This window comes from Microbulbifer maximicatervae (SeqCode) (assembly GCF_052467505.1).
Window position 1 is genome coordinate 5,204,141 of record NZ_CP174313.1, and the last position, 21,237, is coordinate 5,225,377.

The following is a 21,237-nucleotide window of genomic DNA, read 5'->3' on the forward strand; positions in this document are numbered from 1 at the left end:
AATTTATACATAATTAGATTGCTTGCTAATCTGCCAATTGGTACGTCTTTTTCACCGATTTTTCGAGTAGTTAAGCAAGTGGTTGGTCTGTGTTACCACTATTTAGCAGCTTAATTAGTATTTAATTTTATGAGCTGCAATATTCTCGAAAAAACTTATTCTTCAGTACTATTTTTATAATTTTACAGTTGGATATTGAGGGCGTATATTGCGGGCCTTAGCTATAGGAGGTCATTTATGCTACAACGTCTTCGCCGGCCTGAAATTCTTTTGCTTATTCTGGCAGCTTCAATGCCGCTCTCATTTGCTGTTTGGAATACGCTACTTAATAACTTTGTCATTGAAAAGGCAGCATTTACCGGTGCAGATATTGGTTTGTTGCAAAGTGTGCGTGAGATACCTGGCTTTTTAGCCTTCCTGGTAGTCTTTGTTTTGCTTTTTGTCAGGGAGCAGAGGCTGGCGATAATCTCCCTGGTAGCAACTGGCCTTGGAGTGATGCTAACGGGACTGTATCCATCATTGACCGGGTTGTTACTCACTACACTTTTAATGTCTACGGGATTTCATTTTTATGAGACCTTGCAGACTTCCCTGGCACTCCAGTGGTTTCCCAAACAAACAGCAGCAGTTTGGATGGGACGCATGGCTGCCGCAGGTTCCTTTGCTGCGCTTCTGGCTTATGGTTTGGTGTGGGGTTTAATGAACTTCGCGGGTTTGGATTATTCCTGGGTTTATCTAATTGGTGGTGGCGCGACCATTGTCATTGCTTTAGGTGCCTGGGTCCTTTTCCCTCAGTTTGCTCAGCCCCACAGCCAGCATAAGAAGCTTATTCTGCGAAAACGCTATTGGCTCTATTATGCGCTCACGATGATGAGTGGGGCTCGCAGGCAAATCTTTATAGTATTCGCTGGTTTTTTGATGGTGGAGAAATTTGGATACAGCGTGGGGGAGATTGCTGCTCTCTATACGGTAAACCATTTACTTAATTTGTATATCGCACCGAAGATCGGACAGTTTATCGTTCGGTTTGGCGAGCGCCGTATCCTCACTTTGGAATATATTGGCCTGATACTGGTATTTGCGGGTTATGCGCTGGTAGAAAGTGCTGCGCTGGCAGCGGCATTATATATTGTTGACCATTTATTCTTTTCTATGGCAATTGCGATTAAAACCTACTTCCAGAAGATAGTCGACGAGCGGGATATCGCGGCTTCGGCTGGAGTCAGCTTTACTATTAATCATATTGCCGCAGTAGTTATCCCTGTAGTATTTGGCTTGCTGTGGCTTGTCTCTCCGCCAATGGTATTCTTTGCGGGGTCTTTAATGGCCTTAATTTCTCTTGGGTTGGCACAGCTGGTTCCAGAGCAGCCGTTGCCCGGTAATGAGATTAGGGTTGGGCAGTATTCTGGGGCTACCTAGAAAGAGTTGAAATGGAGTTTTTGTTCCATTATCCTTGGCGGCAACTTGAACAAGACAATTTACTATGAAATACGCGCAAGAACTTCTTTTTATATGTTGCTGCCAGGCAACCTGCGTGCTTCTGTAAATTTATTCGGAAGCGTTTTTTGCTTCCGGAGAGTCAAAGAACCCGGAGCGGAAGCGCCGGGTTTTTTTATGGCCAGGTGGCAGAGAGGAAATGCGACGGTCTGCAACACCGTTTTTCACCGGTTCGAATCCGGTCCTGGCCTCCATCTATTCTGTTGATCTATGGATATATGCTTGGCAAGCTGTCTTTTGTATAGCCATACCCCTTTTCTTTTCTCAGCTTGCTTTTAAATTCCGCCGATAGCGCCAAAGAGCCAATAGTTGTCTGGATTATCCGGGCAGGCAGTAGGTCCACACTCTGCGAAAGTTATAAATATATTAAGTGCGGTAATTGAAAATGCAGTTACTATGGCCATTTTTCCGAGAGCTCCCTGATCGCGGAAACTGATAAATATGGGTTTTCCATATTGCTTATCAAATGCACCGATAATCGCGATGCCAATAACTGTCATGTAGAAGATAATTAGTGCCCAAGTGTAATAGTGATATCCCATTAATGGATCGCCATAACCTGGTGTTCCGGGAATAACATGTAGGCTGACTTGGCGCAGTGCGGTAGCGGCGCCAAATAGCGCTGACAGTGTAGCCAGGCTGTAGTGTAGAGGGCGGTTGCCATAGAGTACATTTAGCATCAGGCCAAATAAGACTCCTGTGAGCCCAATTCGTTGAAGTAAACAGAGAGGGCAAGGCATTTCTCCATTCACTAATTGAAAGTACTCTGCGGCGACGAGTACGGCACATACGGCAAGTATGCCCAGTGCATTAAGCTCTCGAAATATTTGCCCCATTCACCCTCCTCTACAAGGCTAAGTTGAGATTGTCGCCGGTGTGATAGCCCAGCCAGGCGATGCTTGATATCAAGGCAAAAATGAATGTTGCGGTTGCTAGGGTGTGGTAATTCTTCACGGCTAGAGACATTGCTAGGAGGTAAAAAATGAATAGTAGGCTCATCATAGTGAGGCGCCCCTCGGTTTTGACATCAAACTCACTCCAACCACTTCTTCAATCGTATAAAAAAGCACCACTTGTTACGATAGCTGTAGAGGTGAGGGAGGGCTGATACAGGTAATGCGCTACCTGTCAGGGTAGGCTAACTAATACTCGATTCGTTGATTTTGAAGGTTGCCGGGTCATTTTAAGGGGGGAGCAGTGAATTTAATTGGTTCGGCAGTCTTGAATTGTGTGAATTTAACCAAATAAATTTGTCTTTAGGTTGTTGTTGGTGGACTTTGTTTGCCAGTTGGGCTTCTTCCCTGTTTAATGCTGGCTTTGGTTTCCGGCGACTGTCGGGAAGCACTTGTCATCGTAGATGCGTAGAAGAGTGGTACGTTAGGGTATCTCTGAAAATTTAGTAACTATAAAAGTAGCTAGGAGTTGTACTTATGGCACAGATCAAAGCTTTGGATAAAAAGGCACATGCCAACCTGAAACTCACCCAGGATATTACTTTTGACCATGTAAGCGGTAATCACATCTTGCCGCTGGTGGTTCAGGAAATCGTACAGGCAGCCCAGAGCTACCCGATCCTGTTCGTTAAAGACCAGAATACTGAGCAGTTTAAAGTTGTGGCGCTTACCGGTCTGCGCCCCGGTGAAAACCTGTTCTCTGGCGCTGATGGCTGGAATGGCAGCTACATTCCAGTGCAAGTGCGCACTTACCCGTTTGTTTTGGTGAAGAATCCAGACAATGCTGATCAGGCTGTTCTGTGCATCGACGAAGACTCCAAGATGCTGAGCGACTCTGAAGGTGAAGCGCTGTTTGATGGGGAAGGCGAGCAAACTGACTTCCTGAAGAATCGCGCCCAGGCGGTGGTTGAAACTGCACAGCGTGTTGCAGTGACTGACTCTTTTATCGAGTTCCTGGTTTCCAAGGACTTGCTGACCCAGAAGAAACTGACTCTCCGTGTTAGCGAAGATGACAAGCCTTACGATCTGACAGGTTTCTTTGTTATCGATGAAGAGAAGCTTAACAAGCTGTCTGATGAAGACTTCCTGGAGTTGCGTAAGCGCGGCGCCCTGCCGGCAATCTACGCCTCTATGATGTCCTCTATGCAGGTTCAAAACCTGATTCGCAAGAAGCGCTTGAACTAATTGCGCATTGCCCGGCAGCTGAGTCTGCCGGGCGACCCTTCTAGCCGTGATAGGCGAATTCGCCAAATCTCGTCTTGATCCCATCTCACACTCGTACCACTATTGTCTCCCTCTGACGCTTTAGCTCACAAATAATAAGATGAAAAACGTGGCGCGACTCTCTCTTCGCTATTGGTTCGCTTGGTTGGTTCTCTTTTACGGTGTTTGGTTGTTCCTGATTTTACAGGGCGAGAACTTGGCCCTGGCGCTCGAGCATTGGTCCATGGCGATGGCGATGGCGCTGGGTAGCTATGCCGCAGGTTCTACGCCGATGGGAGGCGGGACAGTTGGGTTTCCCGTGCTGGTGCTGTTTTTTGATATGCCGGCAAGTCTGGGTCGCGACTTTAGTTTTGCGGTTCAGTCGATAGGTATGGTCAGTGCCAGCTTGTTTATTCTCTGCCGGCGCCAGCAGTTGGCCTGGTCGATGTTGAGGGGGGCACTGCTGGGCTCCCTATTGGCGACTCCCGCCGGTATCCTGCTGTTCGCCCCTCTGATACCCGAACTCTGGGTGAAGCTTTCCTTTGCTGTCCTCTGGGGCAGTTTTGGCATTTTTCATTTGTATCGCCTCAGCGAAATTACTGATTGTGAGCACGCGGGGGACCCCCAGTGTCCGACTGATTTTCGTGTCGGCTTGCTATTGGGTGCTTTTGCCGGCTTTTGCGTGGTGGCAGTTACCGGTGTGGGTGTGGACATGCTGGTGTATGCGGCTCTTGTGCTGTTGAGCAGGGTGGATCTCAAGGTGGCGATCCCTACATCCGTGGTGATCATGGCATTTTGCTCGGTACTCGGAGTAATAGTGAAGTCGCTGGCGGGAGATTGGCAGCCTGGGGTGTTTGGGAATTGGCTGGCGGCGGCACCGGTAGTGGCCCTGGGGGCGCCTCTGGGCGTATTTGTTGTTAGCTTGCTGGGACGCAAACCGACCCTGTTGATTGTGGCCTTCCTGTGCGTTGTGCAGCTTGTGTGGACTTGTATGTCCGAGAGTGAGGCTATGAAGGGATATGGCGGTCTGCTAGTGCTGCTGGCATTGCTGTGCTGCCTGGCGGGGTTCGAGTGGCTACGAGCCCTGGGTTTACGCAGGGAACAAGTGCGAACGCCTGTAGCAACTTCAGGAACTGCTGACCTGGAGCCCGATAGCGCCGAAGTGACAGTTATGGAAGCTAATGGTGTGGTGCTGCCGGAGTAGTTGATTTTTGGATAGCGTTCGCGGACGAGTTCTGGCGAGCTATTCGCAGAATCAGATAAAAAACGGTTGCGTTTTTGATTGCTGCCCAGATTTGGGCCTGCTAGATAATTTGGGAAGATGGCTGGGGCGGAAGGATTCGAACCTTCGCATGACGGGATCAAAACCCGCTGCCTTACCGCTTGGCTACGCCCCAGTTTCAAGTTTCACAAAGAATAGTCTCTGTGATTTGAAATGGTAGCAAGGGGGAGACTCGAACTCCCGACCTCAGCATTATGAGTGCTGCGCTCTAACCGGCTGAGCTACCTTGCCATTTCTTTTGTTGTCTCGGCTGTCCCGAGGGCGCGCATTATTAAACGATGGGCCGGGGGTGTCAACACTTTTTTTGTATTCTTTTCAGATAGTTAGCGATTTTTTTCATCTGATGCCCGGGACTGCTCAGAACCGCGCCTGGAACTGATTGCGGCGAGGGCGGAACCGAATACTACGGCGCCGGCGCCGGTCCAGCTGATCCAGTTGAGCGGCTCAACTGCAATATAGTCGGGCCAGATAGAGCTGATGAGCGTACTGAACAATAGGGTGATAACTGGCACTAATGACAGGGTTGCGCTGACACTGGATGCCTCCCAGTGCGCTAGTGCCTTGCTAAAAGCCCCGTAGGCGATCAGCGTATTGGCGGTGAGAAATGCCAATAGCACCCACTCGAGCCAGCCCAGGTGAGAAACCTTCATTGGCTCCGCCATGGGCAAGAAGAACAGGGTCCCTGCGATATAAATTACTACCAGTAGATCCTGGGGTGTTGCGCGGCTCAATATTTTTTTTTGGAAAAAGCCGTAAATCGCCCAGGTGACAGCGGCGATCAGGATATAGCCGAGCCCCAGCAGGTATTCGCCGCCGGCGCCACTGGTCAGCTCTTCCAGGCGCTGGTTAAAAAATAGCAGCAGCCCGAATACTACCAGTGCCACGCCGCTCCACTGACGCGGCGAGAAGCTCTCTCCCAGCCAAAGCACGCTGGATATCAGTAGAAGCAGGGGAGCCAGCTGGATCACAACCTGGGCGGCACCAGGGGTGATGTAATTGAGTCCACTGGCGTAGGCGAGGTAGTTCACCAGGAGGCCGGCAACGGCGAGGAAGGTGAAAAGCAGCAAGCCGCGACTGAATAGTGGCTTGAGCTGTAGTTTACGCGCCTGTCCGTAGTAGACGCCCGCTAACAGTGCTGCACCGGCAAAGCGATACCAGGTGGCGGTACCGGGACTGATGTATTCGAGAAGCCCTTTGAGGGCAATGGGCAGGGTTGCCCACATAAATACGGTAATCAGTGCCAGGGGCAGGCCGACTTTCCAGTTTGATTGAGCCATGGAATTTACACGGGTGGGCGTGCCTCCCCGGGGCGGGGAGGCAAAAAAGGAGAGGTGGTTAGACGTTAAAACGGAAGTGGATTACGTCGCCGTCGGCGACAATGTAGTCCTTGCCTTCCAGGCGCCACTTACCCGCGTCTTTAGCGCCGGCCTCACCATTGTTATCAATGTAATCGCTGTAGCTGATCACTTCTGCGCGAATAAAACCCTTTTCAAAATCGGTGTGGATTTTACCGGCGGCGTTGGGAGCGGTTGCGCCCAGTGGAATGGTCCAGGCACGAACTTCTTTCACGCCAGCGGTGAAGTAGGTGTGCAGGCCCAGCAGTTGGTAGCCGGCGCGGATCACACGGTTCAACCCCGGCTCTTCCATGCCCAGTTCTTCCAGGAACTCCTGCTTCTCTTCGTCGTCCAGCTCGGCAATTTCCGCTTCGAGCTTGTTGCAGATAGGTACCAGTACCGCGTTTTCTTCAGCGGCGATGGCAGCTACAGCATCCAGGTGCGGATTGTTCTCGAAGCCATCTTCGTCCACGTTAGCGATATACATGGTGGGCTTGATAGTGAGCAGGCTCAGTTCGCGCAGGTCCGCCAGTTCGTCTTCTGAAAGCTCGAAAGAGCGCAGCGGCTTGGCTTCATCCAGGTGTGGCTGGATTTTTTCCAGCAACGCTTTCATCTTGATCGCGTGCTTGTCCTGCCCCTTGGCGGCGCGGGTAAAGCGCTGTAGGGCCTTTTCCACAGTGTCCAGATCGGCCAGGGCTAGCTCGGTGTTGATCACCTCGATATCCGCCACCGGGTGTACCTGGTTGGCGACGTGGATAACGTTATCGTCTTCGAAGCAGCGCACAACGTGTGCGATAGCGTCGGTCTCGCGGATATTGGCGAGGAACTTGTTACCCAGCCCTTCCCCTTTGGAAGCGCCCGCAACCAGGCCTGCGATATCGGTAAATTCCATGGTGGTGGGAATTACCTTTTCCGGCTTGACGATCTCAGCCAGCTTGTCGATACGGGGATCTGGTACCGGCACGACACCAGCATTGGGTTCGATGGTGCAGAAGGGGAAGTTTTCCGCATCGATACCCGCTTTGGTCAATGCGTTGAATAGGGTGGATTTGCCCACATTAGGTAGGCCGACAATACCGCAAGTAAAACCCATGGTGATATTTTTCCGTTTGCCCGAGGCGCATACAGCGCGCTCTGCTAATTGCGTTTGAGGTCCGGTAGTGATTGCGCTGGCGGGATTTTGGATGGGCGGGATGTCTCGGCCACCACAGGGTCCGGGCCAGCCGGGAAAATACCGGCAATTTAGCGCAGCACACTATCGAGATTTCCGCGGCAAAAGGCAAGCCGGCGGGTGGGATCTATTTGTTGGTGTGCAGCGTTTTCATGGCTGCGCCCCAGTCGCCGGAAGCGGCGGTGGGCAGAACGTCGATCGAGCGATCGATCGCATCAGCCAGTGTTTCCTGTTCCGCCCTGGGGGCTCGCTGGAGTACAAACCGGGCCACTTCGCTCGAGCTGCCGGGGTGGCCAATGCCGAGTCGCAGGCGCATAAAGTTTCGGTTGTTGCCCAGTGCGGCAATGACATCCCGCAGGCCGTTGTGTCCACCGTGACCGCCGCCGGCTTTCAGGCGCGCGATACCGGGGGCCAGGTCCAGCTCATCGTGAGCGACCAGAATGGCTTCCGGGGGAATCTTGAAGAAGTTCGCCAGTGGGCCGACAGATTGGCCACTGCGATTCATATAGGTGGTGGGAATCAGCAGCCGGATATCCTGGCTGCCGACCCGCACACGGCCAGTGAGGCCGTGATATTTGCTGTCGAGGCTGAGCTGGGTGCCTTGTTGGCGGGCCAGCTCGACAACAAAGTCGGCACCGGCGTTGTGTCGCGTCCGATCGTATTCCGGTCCGGGGTTTCCCAGGCCGACAATCAACTGGATCGGAGTATCCGGTGCCGCAGCCAAGGCGATTACTCTTCGCCTTCGCCAGCTTCGGCTTCAGCTTCCACAGCGCCGCGAGGCTTGTGGATAGAAGCTACAACCAGATCGTGGTCTGCACCGTGGCTCAGTGCCACAGACTCAACACCTTCCGGCAGTTTCAGGTCGGAGATATGCAGTACGCCGTCCATTTCCAGGTCGGCCAGGTCCACTTCGATGAACTCAGGCAGCTTGCCGGCAGGAGCGTTAACTTCCAGCTCGGTCAGGGTGTGGGAAACGATACCGCCAGCCTTAACACCTTTGCTGCTCTCTTCGTTCAGGAAGTGCAGAGGTACTTTAACGTGTACTTTGGTGTTGGCAGATACGCGCTGGAAGTCGATGTGCAGCAGCAGGGCTTTAGCCGGGTGACGCTGCAGGTCGCGCAGGATAACTTTCTCTTCTTTGCCGTCTACGTCAACAGTCAGCATGGAGGAGAAGAAAGCTTCGTTTTCCAGAGCTTTGGTCAGGTCTTTGTGCAGCACGGAGATAGAAGCAGGCTCTGCTTCACCGCCGTAGATGATGCCGGGTACACGGCCTTCCAGGCGACGCAGGCGGCGGCTCGCACCTTTCCCTTCATCGCTGCGGGCAATGGCGTTCAATTTAATATCAGACATGGGATAAACCTCGGGTTGTCTGTCCAGAGTGACCTGCGACCGGACCGCTCTGGCATGGATGTTAAATGGGCACTGGGCCCAAAAGTAATCGCCCGGCAGTGCCGGGCGGGCGCGTATTCTACGGGAATCAGCGCTAAAGGCAAAGTGCCCCGGCATGCGGGGCGCAGGGATACCTTGATCGGCAAGTTCCTAGCGGAACATTGCGGACAGGGATTCCTCATTGCTGATACGGCGCATGGACTCGGCCAGCATTGCAGACAGGGTCAGCTGGCGAATTTTTGGTGCCTTCTCCATTTTGTCACCCAGGGGGATGGAGTCGGTAACCACCAGCTCATCCAGAACGGAGTTGTTCAGGTTAGTGATGGCGTTGCCGGACAGTACCGGGTGGGTACAGTAGGCGACAACTTTCTCGGCGCCGTGCTCTTTCAGGGCGTTGGCGGCGTTACACAGGGTGCCGGCGGTGTCGACCATGTCGTCTACCAGCAGGCAAGTGCGGCCGCTGACTTCACCGATAATATTCATGACTTCGGCAACATTGGCGGCTGGACGGCGCTTGTCGATAATGGCCAGGTCGCAGTCGAGGCTCTTGGCCACGGCGCGGGCGCGCACAACACCGCCGATATCCGGGGATACCACCACCAGGTTCTGGTACTTTTGGCGCTCGATATCGTCGAGCAGGACAGAGGAGCCGTAAACGTTATCCACAGGAACGTCGAAGAAGCCCTGGATCTGTTCCGCGTGCAGGTCGACGGTTAATACGCGGTCGATACCTACGCTCACCATCATATCGGCAACCACTTTTGCGGAAATCGGCACGCGCTGGGATCTTACGCGGCGATCCTGGCGGGCGTAGCCAAAGTAGGGGACTACAGCGGTAACGCGGCCGGCGGAGGCGCGGCGCAGGGCGTCTACCAGCAGGATCAGTTCCATCAGGTTGCGGTTGGTAGGTTGGCAGGTGGATTGCACCACGAAAACGTCGCGGCCGCGTACGTTATCGGTAATTTCTACTGCAATCTCGCCGTCGGAGAAGCGCTTGACCGTGGCTTCACCCAGGGGGATCGCCATATGGTCGACAACCTTCTGTGCCAGTTCCGGGTTTGCGTTGCCGGTAAAGACCATTAAGTCAGCCACTGCGAGTTCCTTTAATTCTGTCTTGAAGTGAATTGAAGTGTAGATGCCTGCATATTTGCTAGCAGTCAGGGTTTTTGCTGCAACACTTTTGTGTTGAGCGGCGCACTGTTGCGCGGATAAAAACAGGGTTTTGGCCACAGTTTTTTTCCTTGCTCAACGGGTTGCTCTGGGTGCGTGCTCGCACAACCATCGGGCGCTTGCATTCAAGCCTGCCTTCAGGATTCTTTAAAAATTGGGGAGTGGCTCTGTAAAGCCCTGTGCGAATGGCCTGGGCCGGCTGGATCAGCGTAGACTGAATCATGTCGGAACCGGTTTTTGACTGTGCCATTGCATATAAAGAAAGTGGCTGGGGCGGAAGGATTCGAACCTTCGCATGACGGGATCAAAACCCGCTGCCTTACCGCTTGGCTACGCCCCAGTAATGTTTCCTCAAAAATCTGAGGAGATTTTCGCTAGCGCTTGATGTGTCGGTGAAACCAATACACCCGCTGCTGTAAAACCCTGCCACGCTTCAGGCAGTTTGGCGTGTGCCTCAATGGCTGCCTCTGCCGTAGGGAATGCCGCAAAAATGCAGCCCCCGGTGCCGGTGAGTTGTGCTGGAGCAAGTTGCTCGAGCCATTCTCTGGCATCGCGTATTTCAGGGTAGAGCTTTTCAACTAATGGCTGGCAGTCATTGCCGGAAAATGTTTCCAGTTTTTCGCTGCCGAGTCGCATCTCGTTGGCCTGCTCCTCGCGAAGGGCCGCTAATGTAATTGCGACTGAATCTCTTGTCAAACGTGAATCGCGAAAAATTTTTGCAGTGCTCACTTCGCAACCAGTTGAGACAACCAGGTAGTGGCGTTGCTCGGTGGTTATTGGGGTTAATTTTTCACCAACCCCTTCCGCCCAAGCGGTGCGCCCGCGCACAAAAACTGGAACATCGGCGCCTAATTGCCGTCCCAGCTCCGCCAGTTTATCGATCGATAAATTGCACTGCCATAAGTGGTTGAGCCCGAGCAAAGTGGTGGCGGCATCGCTACTGCCTCCACCGATGCCGCCACCGTGAGGCAACTTCTTTATCAACCGAATAGAGGCGCCGAGAGAATTTTGTCGGTCCTGCTCAGCTTGTTTGCGCAGCAATTGAGCTGCGCGATAAACCAGGTTGTCCTCTTCAGCCACATCCAGCTGGCCTGCATCGATACTGACAATGCCATCGCTGCGCTCACTGAATTCCAGTAAGTCGCCGAAATCGAGAAGTTGGAACAGGGTTTGTAACTCGTGGTAGCCATCCGGGCGACGGCCGAGAATGCGCAGAATCAGGTTGAGTTTTGCTGGAGCGGGCAGGGTTAGCAGCATGAGGCAAAAAGGGGTCAATCAATTACAGGATCGCCATAATACCTGCATGCTGCGATTTGGGCATTGGCAGAGTTATGTAAAACTCTTTACAAACCCCAGTCTTTAATCACCAGGGTGACGGATACCGGGCCAGTGGGACTGTTGGTTTGTGCTTTGATCCGGGTTGGCAGCATAAAGGAGCCTTCGCTGCGATATTCACTAAAACTCAAGGCCCAGCCGGATTGTTGCAGGCTTTGCAGCTGGCCCTGGGCGTTGCGCTGCTCACCACTTTTGGCGCCGGGCGCGGGAAGACCGCGCACCCAGTAGAACATCTCCCGGGCGGGCAGGGGCCACCCCAGTGCTTCTTGGGTTAGCTGTGCCGGGTTGCGCGCATAAATTGGCGGCTCGCTACCGCGTACCAAACTGACGCCACCGGCTGAGCCGGTGATGACGGTAGTACCCGCTCCGAGCGGACCGCTGAGATGCAGGCGAAAATTCTCTGCGCCGCCCTGAAGCCAGGCCAGGTTAGCGCTGCCGTTTTCTTTGGGGGAGCGAACACCCAGCTTGCCCTTGAGATTCCACTGGGTAAATTCAGCTACTGTTTGCGGCGTTGGATTTTGATTTTCAGTGGGGGAGCCTGGCTCCGGTTCCTGTTTGGTTTTTTGACCGGCACAAGCGGAAACCATTATTGCCAGACATGCCAGCAGTAACAGATAGAATCTTCGCGCGGTTGTCTTGTCAGCTATCTGATGCATGTTGTTCCAGTGACTCTTTGATTTGTAGGCGCTTCATGGCAGCCGGAATAATTTTGCTGTGGGGATTCAGCAGAAGGCCTTTTCTCCACATATTCATGGCGGCTTCTCTGTTTCCCTGAACCCAGAGTACTTCACCGAGGTGTGCGGCAATTTCGTGGTCGGGCAACTTTTCCATCGCCTGCCGCAGATACTTTTCCGCAGCTTCGTGATTGCCGAGACGGTACTCTATCCACCCCATGCTGTCGATTATTGCCGGGTCCTCAGGCTCGAGTTCCAAAGCGCGGCTAATCAATTGGTAGGCTTCTGTGTGCCGGGATTTATCTTCAATCAGTTTATAACCGAGCGCGTTGAGAACTGTGGCGTTATCGGGATTTCTTTCCAGCAGGTTCCTCAAGTCCTTTTCGAATTGTTGTGCGTTGCCGAGTTGGTCATGCAACAGCGCGCGAGTGTACATCAAGCGACCGCTGGTGCTGTTGGTTTGTAATGCCTCGTCTACTCGCTGTAAAGCCATACTGGCTTCACCACTTTTGCGAAGTAATTCGACCTCCATCAGGTAAAAATGTTCTTCCTGAGTGGGGTGTTTTTTTCTCAGTTCAGAAAACCACTCCCGGTTAGTGCTGTACTGTCCGAGGCTCGACAGCAATTCTGTACCGCGAGTAATGGCTTCTACGTAATCACTGCCGGGGCCCACTTCGCGGAAATATTTAATTGCATGGGAAAAATCTCCGGATTTTTCTGCAATGCTGCCCAGGTAAAAATAAGCAGCGGATTCGTGCTGCTGTAATTCAAGTAGTTGGGTAAAGAGGACTTTGGCCTCGTCAGTTTGCTCGGTCTCGTACTGAATTAGGGCCAACGACAAAATCAGGTTGCCATCTTCAGGGCGCTGCTTAACCAGTTCGGCAAACTGCTTGCGTGCCAGGGCTAGGTCCTCCCGAATCAACAGGCGGGCGTATTGAAGGCGCAAGCGACTCTCGGAGGGATGGATGCCTACGAGTCGTTCGAGTAGGGAAATGGCTTCCTTGCGCTTGCCCTGATCAACCAACAGGTGACTTTCCAGCAGTGGTGCATCCAGTTGGTCTGGATGGTGCTCTTGGACGCGGCGCACCAGGGACAGGGCGCGGGCGAATTCTCTTTCGGTGCGCAGTACCATGGCATAGGCGAGCACGACCTCGTCATCGAGGGGGTAGACTTTTGCCAGCCGGGCAAACTCCCGCTTGGCTTGTTCCGTGAGTTGCTCGTGCCCAATAGCGGTTGCTGCGAGAGATTGCATGGGTGGGTTGCCGCCGAGTTCCAGGGTTTTACTGGCGTGAATCAGGGCTGTGTGTAAGTCGCCGGACAAAGTCAGCTCGGCTGTGAGGGCCAGCTGTGCATCGGCGTTTTGTGGCTCAAGCTCTACCCATAGCCTGGCTGAATCCAAGGCGGCCTGGCGGGCATTTAAAAAGCGGGCAATGCGTGTAGCGCGGGCGGCAACCCCGGGATCTTTGGTGACCTCCGCCTGGTGGTAGTAATTGGCCAGTGCGACATCGTACTGTTCGCGGATACCGGCGACTTCGGCCACCAGAAGGGTGTAAAAGGTATCAATAGGGAAAGTTTTAGCTTCCGGCCCTTCTGACTCAGTGGTTTCCTTCCCCTTAAGGTTGCTCGGCTCCAGTGCTGTGCTCGCGATTTCTGTAGAGGGGGCTGCCGGCGTCTGGTGCTGGGTACAAGAAGCAAGTATTACGGATACGGCAAGGAATGCGGCAAGCTTGAGCTGGTGGCTGGAAATTCGGGTTGGAAGCTGATGTGCGCGAGGTGGGAGCATAGATCGTGTCCATACGTTACGTTGTCGCTGAAAGCGGGGTATTACTGGCGTGTTTTAAACGATTATCGCCATATAATTCTAGTCGTGAATCGGGTTTGGAACGGTGGTGGGCAGTGGCTCTTGCCAAATCGGCGGGCAATTTTACTGCCTCTTGCGCTTGCAAGGGAGACGGCTGCCTATGAAAATGCGCTCCCAGTGCGGTTTCCGCCTTTTAAGATTTAATGCTAACGGAAGTCTATGCCAATTCTTACCCTGGGTATCAACCACGATAGCGCGTCGGTCGAAGTGCGCGAGCGGGTGGCCTTTGCCCCCGAGGTGATGCCCGGCGCACTGGGAGATGCGCGAAAAGCACTGGGGTGCCGCGAGCTGGCCATCCTGTCTACCTGCAATCGCACCGAAATATACGGAAATGTGGAGTCAGAAGCCCTGTTGCAATGGCTATCTGAATACCACCAAGTGCCCCTGGAGCAGCTCAAGGGCTGTGCCTATGTGTACAGCGATGAAGAAGCGGTACGCCATATGATGCGCGTTGCCTGTGGTCTCGATTCCCTGGTGTTGGGTGAGCCGCAGATCCTCGGCCAGATTAAGTCCGCCTATGCGGTGGCGCGGGAATCCGGCAGTGTGGGCAGTGAACTGCACCGGGTTTTCCAGCGGGTGTTTACCGTCGCCAAGAAGGTTCGCACCGAAACTGCAATCGGTGAAAACCCGGTTTCTGTTGCCTACGCCGCTGTTTCTCTGGCTTCGCGTATCTTCACCGACCTGAAAAAGCAGACTGCCCTGTTGATCGGTGCGGGAGAGACCGTGGAGCTGGTTGCCCGCCATTTGCTCGATCAGGGAATCAAGCAGGTCATTGTTGCCAACCGCACATTGAGCCGGGCCCAGTTGCTCGCAGAGAGCTTTGGGGCCGAGGCAATCCTGCTTGCGGATATCCCCGAGCATCTGGCGCGCGCGGATATCGTTATCAGTTCCACCGCGAGCCAGCTGCCGATCCTGGGCAAGGGAGCAGTCGAATCGGCGCTGCGCAAGCGTCGGCACAGCCCCATGTTTATGGTGGATATTGCGGTACCCCGTGATATCGAATCGGAAGTTGGCGAGCTGGATGATGTTTATCTGTATACGGTGGACGATCTACGCGGGGTTATTGATGAGGGCAAGCGCTCCCGTGAGAAAGCGGCGGAGGCCGCTCAGGAAATCGTAAATGCTGCTGCGGCTGAATTTACCAAAGAGAGCCGCTCTTTGGAGGCTGTGGATAGTATTCGCAGTTATCGGCAGCGAGCCCAGGAAGTGAGCACTTCCGAACTTGAACGGGTACTTTTGCAGCTGGAAAAAGGCGAGGACCCTCGTCGACTGATGGAGCAGCTCGCTCGCTCTCTCACTAATAAATTAATTCATGCACCCACCGTCAGTCTGAAAAAAGCCACGGCGGAGGGTGATGTTGAGCGTTTGCGTATCGCTCGCGAGGTCGTTGGGTTGGATGATCTCACCGATATCGATTTAGAGAAAAAGCATCAATGAAAGAATCGTTACTGAATAAACTGGAAACCTTGCTTGAGCGCCACGAGGAAGTATCTGCGCTGTTGGGCGATGCCGACGTAATTGCTGATCAGGATCAATTCCGCGATCTTTCCCGCGAGTATTCTGAGCTGGAAGAAGTGGTGAAATGCTACGGCGCTTACAAACAGTTGCAGGAAGATATAGTCGCGGCTCGGGAGATGCTGGGGGAAGATGACCCGGAAATGCGCGAGATGGCTCAGGAAGAGCTGCGCGAGGCTGAAGGTCAAGTGGAGCCGCTAGAGCGAGAGCTACAGACTTTGCTGTTGCCGCGCGACCCCAATGACAGAAAAAATGTTTTCCTGGAAATTCGCGCAGGAACCGGTGGTGATGAAGCGGCTATTTTCTCCGGCGACCTGTTCCGCATGTACTCTCGCTATGCGGAGAAACAGGGATGGCGCATAGAAATTGTCAGTGAAAACCTTGGTGAGCACGGTGGTTACAAGGAAATTATCACCCGCGTCGCCGGTGAAGATGTCTACGCAAAATTAAAATTTGAGTCCGGTGCGCACCGGGTACAAAGGGTTCCTGAAACAGAATCCCAGGGTCGTATCCACACTTCGGCTTGTACGGTCGCGGTGATGCCGGAGCCGGATGAGCGCGATGCGATTGAAATTAATAAAGCGGATTTACGTGTGGATACCTACCGTGCATCCGGTGCCGGTGGTCAGCACGTTAACAAAACCGATTCCGCTGTGCGCTTAACCCATATTCCCACGGGGATTGTGGTGGAGTGTCAGGACGAGCGCTCCCAGCACAAGAACAAAGCCAAGGCGATGGCACTGTTGCAAGCGAAGCTCAATACTGCGCAGGAAACGGCGGCGGCCCAGGAAATTTCCGATGCCCGCCGCAGCCTGGTGGGCAGTGGTGATCGCTCTGAGCGAATCCGTACCTACAACTATCCCCAGGGCCGGGTTACCGATCACCGTATCGGCCTCACTCTCTATAAACTCGATGAGATTATGCAGGGGTCTCTGGGGGAGGTGATCGGGCCATTGCGCACGGAGTACCAGGCCGACCAGTTGGCGGCCCTGGCCCAATAAATCCAGATTTTTTACGCCGCCTCGAGCGGCGTTTTATAGGTTTTTCTCCATGACCAGCGTCAAGGAAAATATCGCACGCTGCGCCCAATTAACCGATAGCGACAGCGCGCGCCTGGATGCAGAGCTTCTGCTCGGCAGTGTGTTGGGGCGCGAGCGCACCTGGCTCTATACCTGGCCGGAATACGAATTGAATGAAGCTGAGCAAGTGCGCTATGAGCAGTTGCTCCAGCGCCGGCAAGCGGGAGAGCCGGTGGCACACCTTATCGGTGAGCGCGAATTTTGGTCCCTGCCGCTAAAGGTGGATTCCTCCACCCTGATCCCCCGCCCGGACACTGAATTATTGGTGGAGACCGCGCTGGAGTTTTTCCCCCAGGGCAGGTTGCGAGCATTGGACCTGGGCACTGGCACTGGTGCTATTGCACTGGCTCTGGCGTCGGAGCGACCGGGATGGGAAATTATTGCAGCGGAGAAATCACCCGCTGCGGTAGCACTGGCAGAGGAAAACCGGCGCTCCCTCAAGTTGCAAAATGTGCAAGTTATCCAGAGCGATTGGTTTTCCAGTTTGGAGCCACAGCCGTTTTCCCTGATCGTTAGCAACCCTCCCTATATCGATGCATCTGACCCGCACTTGGTGCAGGGCGATGTGCGCTTTGAGCCCCGCACTGCGTTGGTGGCAGAGCGACAGGGTTTGGCAGATATTGAGCATATCGCCACAACCGCTAGTGATTACTTGGAAAACGATGGCTGGCTAATGGTGGAGCACGGTTGGCAGCAAGCTGAGAGCGTGCGGGATATTTTTTCTGCGGCGGGATTGAATAAAGTTTCAAGTCGCAGGGATTATTCCGGTTGGGAGCGAATTACCTTAGGGCAAAAATAGTGATACCTGCGGAGCTGCCACAGGGATTTGAGGAGGGAGCCTATGCATGATCATGTCCACCACCGAACCGGCAATGGGGCTTTGCGCCCATTAATTATTGCACTGGTTCTCACTCTCAGTTTTTCCATAGTTGAAGCCATAGGTGGTTGGCTATCTGGTTCACTGGCATTGCTCGGTGATGCCGCCCATATGCTGACCGATACTTTTGCCCTGGCACTGGGGGCTATTGCCGCAGTACTGGCGAAAAAGCCCGCTGATCGGGAATTGTCGTTTGGCTGGGGGCGAGCGGAGGTCTTAGCTGCGGTAACCAACGGCCTGATTATGCTACTGATCGTGGTCGGTATTTCTTTTATGGCCATTGATAGGTTGCGCAATCCCCAGCCGGTGCACGGCAGTACGGTGATGTTGATTGCGGCCATGGGGTTACTGATTAATATTCTGGCGGCCTGGGTTTTATTAAAAGGCGAGCGCACGCTCAATATTCGCGGTGCGCTTTTGCATGTGATGGGCGATATGCTGGGCTCTGTCGCAGCACTGGCTTCCGGAGCTGTGATTTATTTTACCGGTTGGGTACCCATCGACCCCCTGCTTTCACTGCTTATTTGCCTGCTAATCCTGGTTTCCTGCGTGCGACTGCTCAGGGATGCAATCGATGTATTGATGGAGCGGGTACCCAGGGAATTGAGCCTTCCGGTTGTGGGCGAGACACTGGCGGCGGTAACCGGGGTGCGCTCTGTGCACGATCTCCATATTTGGCGCTTGGATTCCAGCACTATTTCACTGTCGGCCCATATTGTGGTGGATGACTTGCAGGCTTGGCCCAGCGTACTGGAGCGCTTGCGGGAAACCCTGGTCAAGCGCTTCGATATCGATCATATCACCCTTCAACCGGAACCTTTGGCAATGCCCGAAGTGACGGTGATCGATAAAGTCAGTGATTAATAGGTGGGGATTTACTCCTCACCTTCTGTCGGCGGTTGGCGGTTTTCTGGAGTGGCCGGTACTTTGCTCTCTGATTTGTCAGCGACTGACTCTTCCGCTACTACTTCCTGGGGCTGGCTGATTTGTTCCTGGGGAGCCTGGATGCCGATATGGTAGGCGGCAAACCCCGGTTGCACGACCTGGTTTAATGCCATGCCAAGAATGCGGCCGTTGTGCTCAGAGCGAATTTCTGTGCGTACATTAGTAATCGGGTTGGTTACCGTTCCCAGTAAGTCGCCTTTACGTACAAACTCGCCGAGCTGGACCTCACTAAAGATAACCCCACCGGTCGATGCCCGCTGCCAGGTGGAGGTGTAGTAAACCGGTTCGGGGTCGCCCCAGAGGCGGAATTTACTCACCATACCCAGCTGGTTGAGCAGAGTGCGTATACCTTTCACACTGTGACTTACCGATAGCTCATCCAGCACCATGGGTGCTCCGGCTTCCAGAGTGACGGTGGGGATACCAGCCTCCACAGCGGCGCGGCGCAGGGTACCCTTGGCTCCGGCGCTGTGCAGTACCACAGTGGAGCCAAAACCCTGGGTCATTTTCACTACCTTGGGATTGGTTAAGTCGCCGCGCAACTGTGGCAAGTTGGTGCGATAAAAAGAACCCGTATGTAAGTCCACCACGGCGTTACAGTGGCTGATCACTTCGTGGAAAAATGAATTGGCAATTCGCGAAGCCGAAGAGCCATTGGGATCGCCGGGGAAGTGCCGGTTCAGGTCGCGTCGATCAGTCAGGTAGCGGGAGCCTCGATGGAAGCCTTGCAGGTTGACGATGGGTACGCCGATTACCGCACCGCTCAAATGGTCTGCGTCCAGGTCGTACATAACTCGCCGCACAGTTTCCACACCGTTCAACTCATCACCGTGCACTGCAGCAGTAAGGCAGAGAACCGGCCCTGGCTTGGCGCCGTTAACCACCAATACAGCGGTGGGGCTATAGACGCCTTCGAAGTGTTGGCTGGGAGACCAGGCCAGGCGCGTGGAGGTCGCAGGGGGAACCTCTGAGCCTAACAATCGCAGCGGCTTGGCAGTCTCTCCCGGAACCAGGGAGATGGTGCCGGGCTCCGGTAATTCGGGTTGAGGTTTAACTGTTTCAGTTTCTTTATCGGCAGTGGGAGCAGTCTCGGTGGGAGATGTCGGTTTATCCAGTTCCTGGATAGGTTGGTCCAGCTCCAGATTTTCCGCTTGGGGCAGGGAAACTTCTTCAGAACCAGCATCTGTTGACTGGGATTGATCTTCAGTAGGGGCAACGTTGGTGGGTGGCCCCAGCTCTGTGATCACCGGTTGGTCCAGCTGCATATTGGCAGCCTGGGGGACCGCTTCTGTCTCTTCGCCTGTGCTGTCGTCGGCGCTCAGGGCCTGGGTGGATGAAAGCAGTAAAGCCAGGCTTAATAGGTGTCGGGTCCTTCGGGAGGATTGGCGCGGGATCATTCGGCACTCCGGTCAACTTCGTATATCTGGGTGTGCCGGAGAGCCTTGTGTCCGGCACAGATTGGGACTTTGGAGCGCCAGTATAGTCAATACGTTCCCGAGGAATGTGATACGCGCCGAATTACGCGTATCCGTAGGTTCGCTCGATGGCTTTGCGGCTGGTTCGCCAAAAGCGAATTCCCAGCAGGATTGAAGCCGTTCCCAAGCCGATACAGACACCGGTCCAATAACCGTATACCCCCCAGAAGCTCTCTCCCAGCCAGTAGGCGGTAGAAAGCCCCACCAGCCAGTAGGAAAATAGCTGTATAAACATGGGCGCACTGGTGTCCTTATATCCGCGCAGTGCGCCCCAGGTCATTGCCTGGGTGACATCCACCAGCTGGAATGCGGCACACAGCAATAGCAGGTTGGTGGCCACCGCGATAATTTCTTCATTGCTGGTGTAGGCCTGAACAAACAGGGTGCGCAGGGTAATCAAAAGTACACCGGTGCCCAGTGCGTAGATTAGCCCGCTACTGATGCCCACTTTGCCACAGAAGCGCGCGCGCTTTGGCCGTCCCTGACCGAGTAGTTGGGCGGTGCGGATACTCAGGGCCTGGGCCAGTGCTAGTGCGACCAAGTAAAAAATCGAGCCCACATTCATGCTGATCTGATGGGCGGCAACAATGGCTGCGCCATAAGGGGCAAGCAAAATAGTAAGGCTGGCAAAAAAAGTAACTTCACTGGCTGCACCTACACAAATTGGCAGGCCAACTGCGAGCAAGTGGCGGAGGGTTGGCCAGTGGGGGCGAGGCGGTAACAGCCTAAGTTTTAGCTTGTGGTAGACCGGATCAGTGTTCGCGTGCCAGAAGAGTGCCAGTGCGATCAGGCAGCTGACCGCTGCGGTCGCCCACCCACATCCTGCCCCTCCCATTGCCGGTATGGGGCCGGCACCAAACACCAAAAGAATATCCAGGGGAATATTTAAAATTGCGGCAGTGATATAGATGCGCATTACCGGGCGCACTTGTCCCATACCCTCACAGTAACCGCGCAACGCCGTGCCGAGTGCAAAAGGCAGGGTGCCGACAGTCAGGGCCAGTACATAGCCCTCCATCACCTTGCGGACAGGCTCTTCCGTGTCTATCCAGTGGCTCCAGATAGGAACCGCAAGCAGGGCGGAAAACACCAGGATGCCACCGATCAGTGCGATCCACAGCGCCTGGTGCAGTTGCCTGGCGCAGCCAGCTTCATCGCGGCCACCGCGCAAGTGTGCAACAACCGGGGAGATAGCAGCGAGCAGGCCGATTAGTGTCACTGCGCAAACAGCCCAAATACTGGCCCCCAGGGCGAGCCCAGCGAGACTTACTTCTCCAGCGCGTCCTGCTACCAGAGTATCGACAACTCCCATGCTCACCACAGCCAGGTTACTGACCACCAGAGGGCCTCCCAAGGTGGTTAGGTGCGACAGTTCGGTTTTAGTGGCATTTCGGTAAAGCTTGAACAAAGAAAAACCTGAGCTCTTGTTACTGGTCTCGATAGAGGGTTCTGGGGTCTGGGCTAATTTTGACAAAAA

General features: G+C 54.1%; 19 protein-coding genes and 4 tRNA genes. 8 read left to right on the forward strand and 15 right to left on the reverse strand.

What is annotated here, in order from left to right; translation table 11 throughout:
* The first annotated feature begins 237 nt into the window (after positions 1-237).
* Both ACJJIN_RS22705 and ACJJIN_RS22710 read left to right on the forward strand, forming a co-directional pair.
* Positions 238-1,419: an MFS transporter gene (locus ACJJIN_RS22705; protein WP_444896316.1), complete on the forward strand. Its 1,182-nt coding sequence runs from the start codon at positions 238-240 to the stop codon at positions 1,417-1,419.
* Positions 1,420-1,616: 197 nt separating this feature from the next.
* Positions 1,617-1,691: transfer RNA gene (locus ACJJIN_RS22710), tRNA-Cys, on the forward strand.
* Positions 1,692-1,772: 81 nt separating this feature from the next.
* Here ACJJIN_RS22710 and ACJJIN_RS22715 read toward each other — a convergent pair.
* Together ACJJIN_RS22715 and ACJJIN_RS22720 are read right to left on the reverse strand one after the other, a co-directional pair.
* Positions 1,773-2,333: a disulfide bond formation protein B gene (locus ACJJIN_RS22715; protein WP_444896317.1), complete on the reverse strand. Its 561-nt coding sequence runs from the start codon at positions 2,331-2,333 to the stop codon at positions 1,773-1,775.
* 10 nt (positions 2,334-2,343) lie between these two features.
* Positions 2,344-2,499, reverse strand: coding sequence for a DUF5993 family protein (locus tag ACJJIN_RS22720; protein ID WP_444896318.1), 156 nt, complete (start codon positions 2,497-2,499; stop codon positions 2,344-2,346).
* Positions 2,500-2,927: 428 nt separating this feature from the next.
* Between ACJJIN_RS22720 and ACJJIN_RS22725 the strand changes: the two genes are divergently transcribed.
* Together ACJJIN_RS22725 and ACJJIN_RS22730 are read left to right on the forward strand one after the other, a co-directional pair.
* Positions 2,928-3,635, forward strand: coding sequence for a SapC family protein (locus ACJJIN_RS22725; RefSeq protein ID WP_444896319.1), 708 nt, complete (start codon positions 2,928-2,930; stop codon positions 3,633-3,635).
* Positions 3,636-3,774: 139 nt separating this feature from the next.
* Entirely contained in the window at positions 3,775-4,857 is a 1,083-nt protein-coding gene (locus ACJJIN_RS22730) for a sulfite exporter TauE/SafE family protein (protein ID WP_444896320.1), read from the forward strand.
* Positions 4,858-4,975: 118 nt separating this feature from the next.
* Here ACJJIN_RS22730 and ACJJIN_RS22735 read toward each other — a convergent pair.
* From ACJJIN_RS22735 to ACJJIN_RS22785, 11 genes are all read right to left on the reverse strand, one after another.
* Positions 4,976-5,050 (reverse strand) — tRNA-Gln (locus tag ACJJIN_RS22735).
* 39 nt (positions 5,051-5,089) lie between these two features.
* Positions 5,090-5,166 (reverse strand) — tRNA-Met (locus ACJJIN_RS22740).
* 92 nt (positions 5,167-5,258) lie between these two features.
* The gene (locus tag ACJJIN_RS22745; RefSeq protein ID WP_444896321.1) at positions 5,259-6,212 is read right to left on the reverse strand and encodes a DMT family transporter; all 954 of its coding nucleotides are present in this window, start codon (positions 6,210-6,212) and stop codon (positions 5,259-5,261) included.
* 58 nt (positions 6,213-6,270) lie between these two features.
* A complete protein-coding gene (gene ychF / locus ACJJIN_RS22750) occupies positions 6,271-7,362 on the reverse strand; it encodes a redox-regulated ATPase YchF (RefSeq protein ID WP_413663075.1) in 1,092 nt (363 codons plus the stop codon).
* A 205-nt stretch (positions 7,363-7,567) separates the two neighbouring features.
* A complete protein-coding gene (pth, locus tag ACJJIN_RS22755) occupies positions 7,568-8,164 on the reverse strand; it encodes an aminoacyl-tRNA hydrolase (protein WP_444896322.1) in 597 nt (198 codons plus the stop codon).
* 5 nt (positions 8,165-8,169) lie between these two features.
* Positions 8,170-8,790: a 50S ribosomal protein L25/general stress protein Ctc gene (locus ACJJIN_RS22760; protein ID WP_413663073.1), complete on the reverse strand. Its 621-nt coding sequence runs from the start codon at positions 8,788-8,790 to the stop codon at positions 8,170-8,172.
* Between the two features lie 189 nt (positions 8,791-8,979).
* Positions 8,980-9,909, reverse strand: a complete 930-nt coding sequence (locus ACJJIN_RS22765; protein ID WP_108735320.1) for a ribose-phosphate pyrophosphokinase — start codon at positions 9,907-9,909, stop codon at positions 8,980-8,982.
* Positions 9,910-10,264: 355 nt separating this feature from the next.
* Positions 10,265-10,339: transfer RNA gene (locus tag ACJJIN_RS22770), tRNA-Gln, on the reverse strand.
* Positions 10,340-10,350: 11 nt separating this feature from the next.
* The gene (ispE, locus tag ACJJIN_RS22775; protein WP_444896323.1) at positions 10,351-11,274 is read right to left on the reverse strand and encodes a 4-(cytidine 5'-diphospho)-2-C-methyl-D-erythritol kinase; all 924 of its coding nucleotides are present in this window, start codon (positions 11,272-11,274) and stop codon (positions 10,351-10,353) included.
* 68 nt (positions 11,275-11,342) lie between these two features.
* A complete protein-coding gene (gene lolB, locus ACJJIN_RS22780) occupies positions 11,343-11,990 on the reverse strand; it encodes a lipoprotein insertase outer membrane protein LolB (RefSeq protein ID WP_444896324.1) in 648 nt (215 codons plus the stop codon).
* The gene (locus tag ACJJIN_RS22785; protein ID WP_444896325.1) at positions 11,974-13,791 is read right to left on the reverse strand and encodes a tetratricopeptide repeat protein; all 1,818 of its coding nucleotides are present in this window, start codon (positions 13,789-13,791) and stop codon (positions 11,974-11,976) included. The genes lolB and ACJJIN_RS22785 overlap by 17 nt, the downstream gene beginning before the upstream one ends.
* A gap of 237 nt (positions 13,792-14,028) precedes the next feature.
* On the opposite strand from ACJJIN_RS22785, the gene hemA reads away from it, so the two are divergent.
* Genes hemA through ACJJIN_RS22805 form a run of 4 tightly spaced genes read left to right on the forward strand, consistent with a single transcriptional unit; the run spans position 14,029 to position 18,204 of the window.
* Complete coding sequence (gene hemA, locus ACJJIN_RS22790; RefSeq protein ID WP_444896326.1) at positions 14,029-15,306, forward strand: glutamyl-tRNA reductase; 1,278 nt, start codon at positions 14,029-14,031, stop codon at positions 15,304-15,306.
* Positions 15,303-16,385, forward strand: a complete 1,083-nt coding sequence (gene prfA, locus ACJJIN_RS22795) for a peptide chain release factor 1 (protein WP_444896327.1) — start codon at positions 15,303-15,305, stop codon at positions 16,383-16,385. Before hemA ends, prfA begins: the two co-directional genes overlap by 4 nt.
* A gap of 49 nt (positions 16,386-16,434) precedes the next feature.
* Positions 16,435-17,262, forward strand: a complete 828-nt coding sequence (prmC, locus tag ACJJIN_RS22800; protein ID WP_444896328.1) for a peptide chain release factor N(5)-glutamine methyltransferase — start codon at positions 16,435-16,437, stop codon at positions 17,260-17,262.
* A 42-nt stretch (positions 17,263-17,304) separates the two neighbouring features.
* Complete coding sequence (locus ACJJIN_RS22805) at positions 17,305-18,204, forward strand: cation diffusion facilitator family transporter (RefSeq protein WP_444892994.1); 900 nt, start codon at positions 17,305-17,307, stop codon at positions 18,202-18,204.
* Between the two features lie 11 nt (positions 18,205-18,215).
* Here the strand turns inward: ACJJIN_RS22805 and ACJJIN_RS22810 are convergent, their stop codons facing one another.
* Together ACJJIN_RS22810 and ACJJIN_RS22815 are read right to left on the reverse strand one after the other, a co-directional pair.
* Positions 18,216-19,682 (reverse strand): succinylglutamate desuccinylase/aspartoacylase family protein, encoded by a 1,467-nt coding sequence (locus ACJJIN_RS22810; protein ID WP_444896329.1) that lies wholly within the window; start codon positions 19,680-19,682, stop codon positions 18,216-18,218.
* Positions 19,683-19,803: 121 nt separating this feature from the next.
* A complete protein-coding gene (locus tag ACJJIN_RS22815; protein ID WP_413663066.1) occupies positions 19,804-21,234 on the reverse strand; it encodes an MATE family efflux transporter in 1,431 nt (476 codons plus the stop codon).
* Positions 21,235-21,237: the final 3 nt, after the last annotated feature.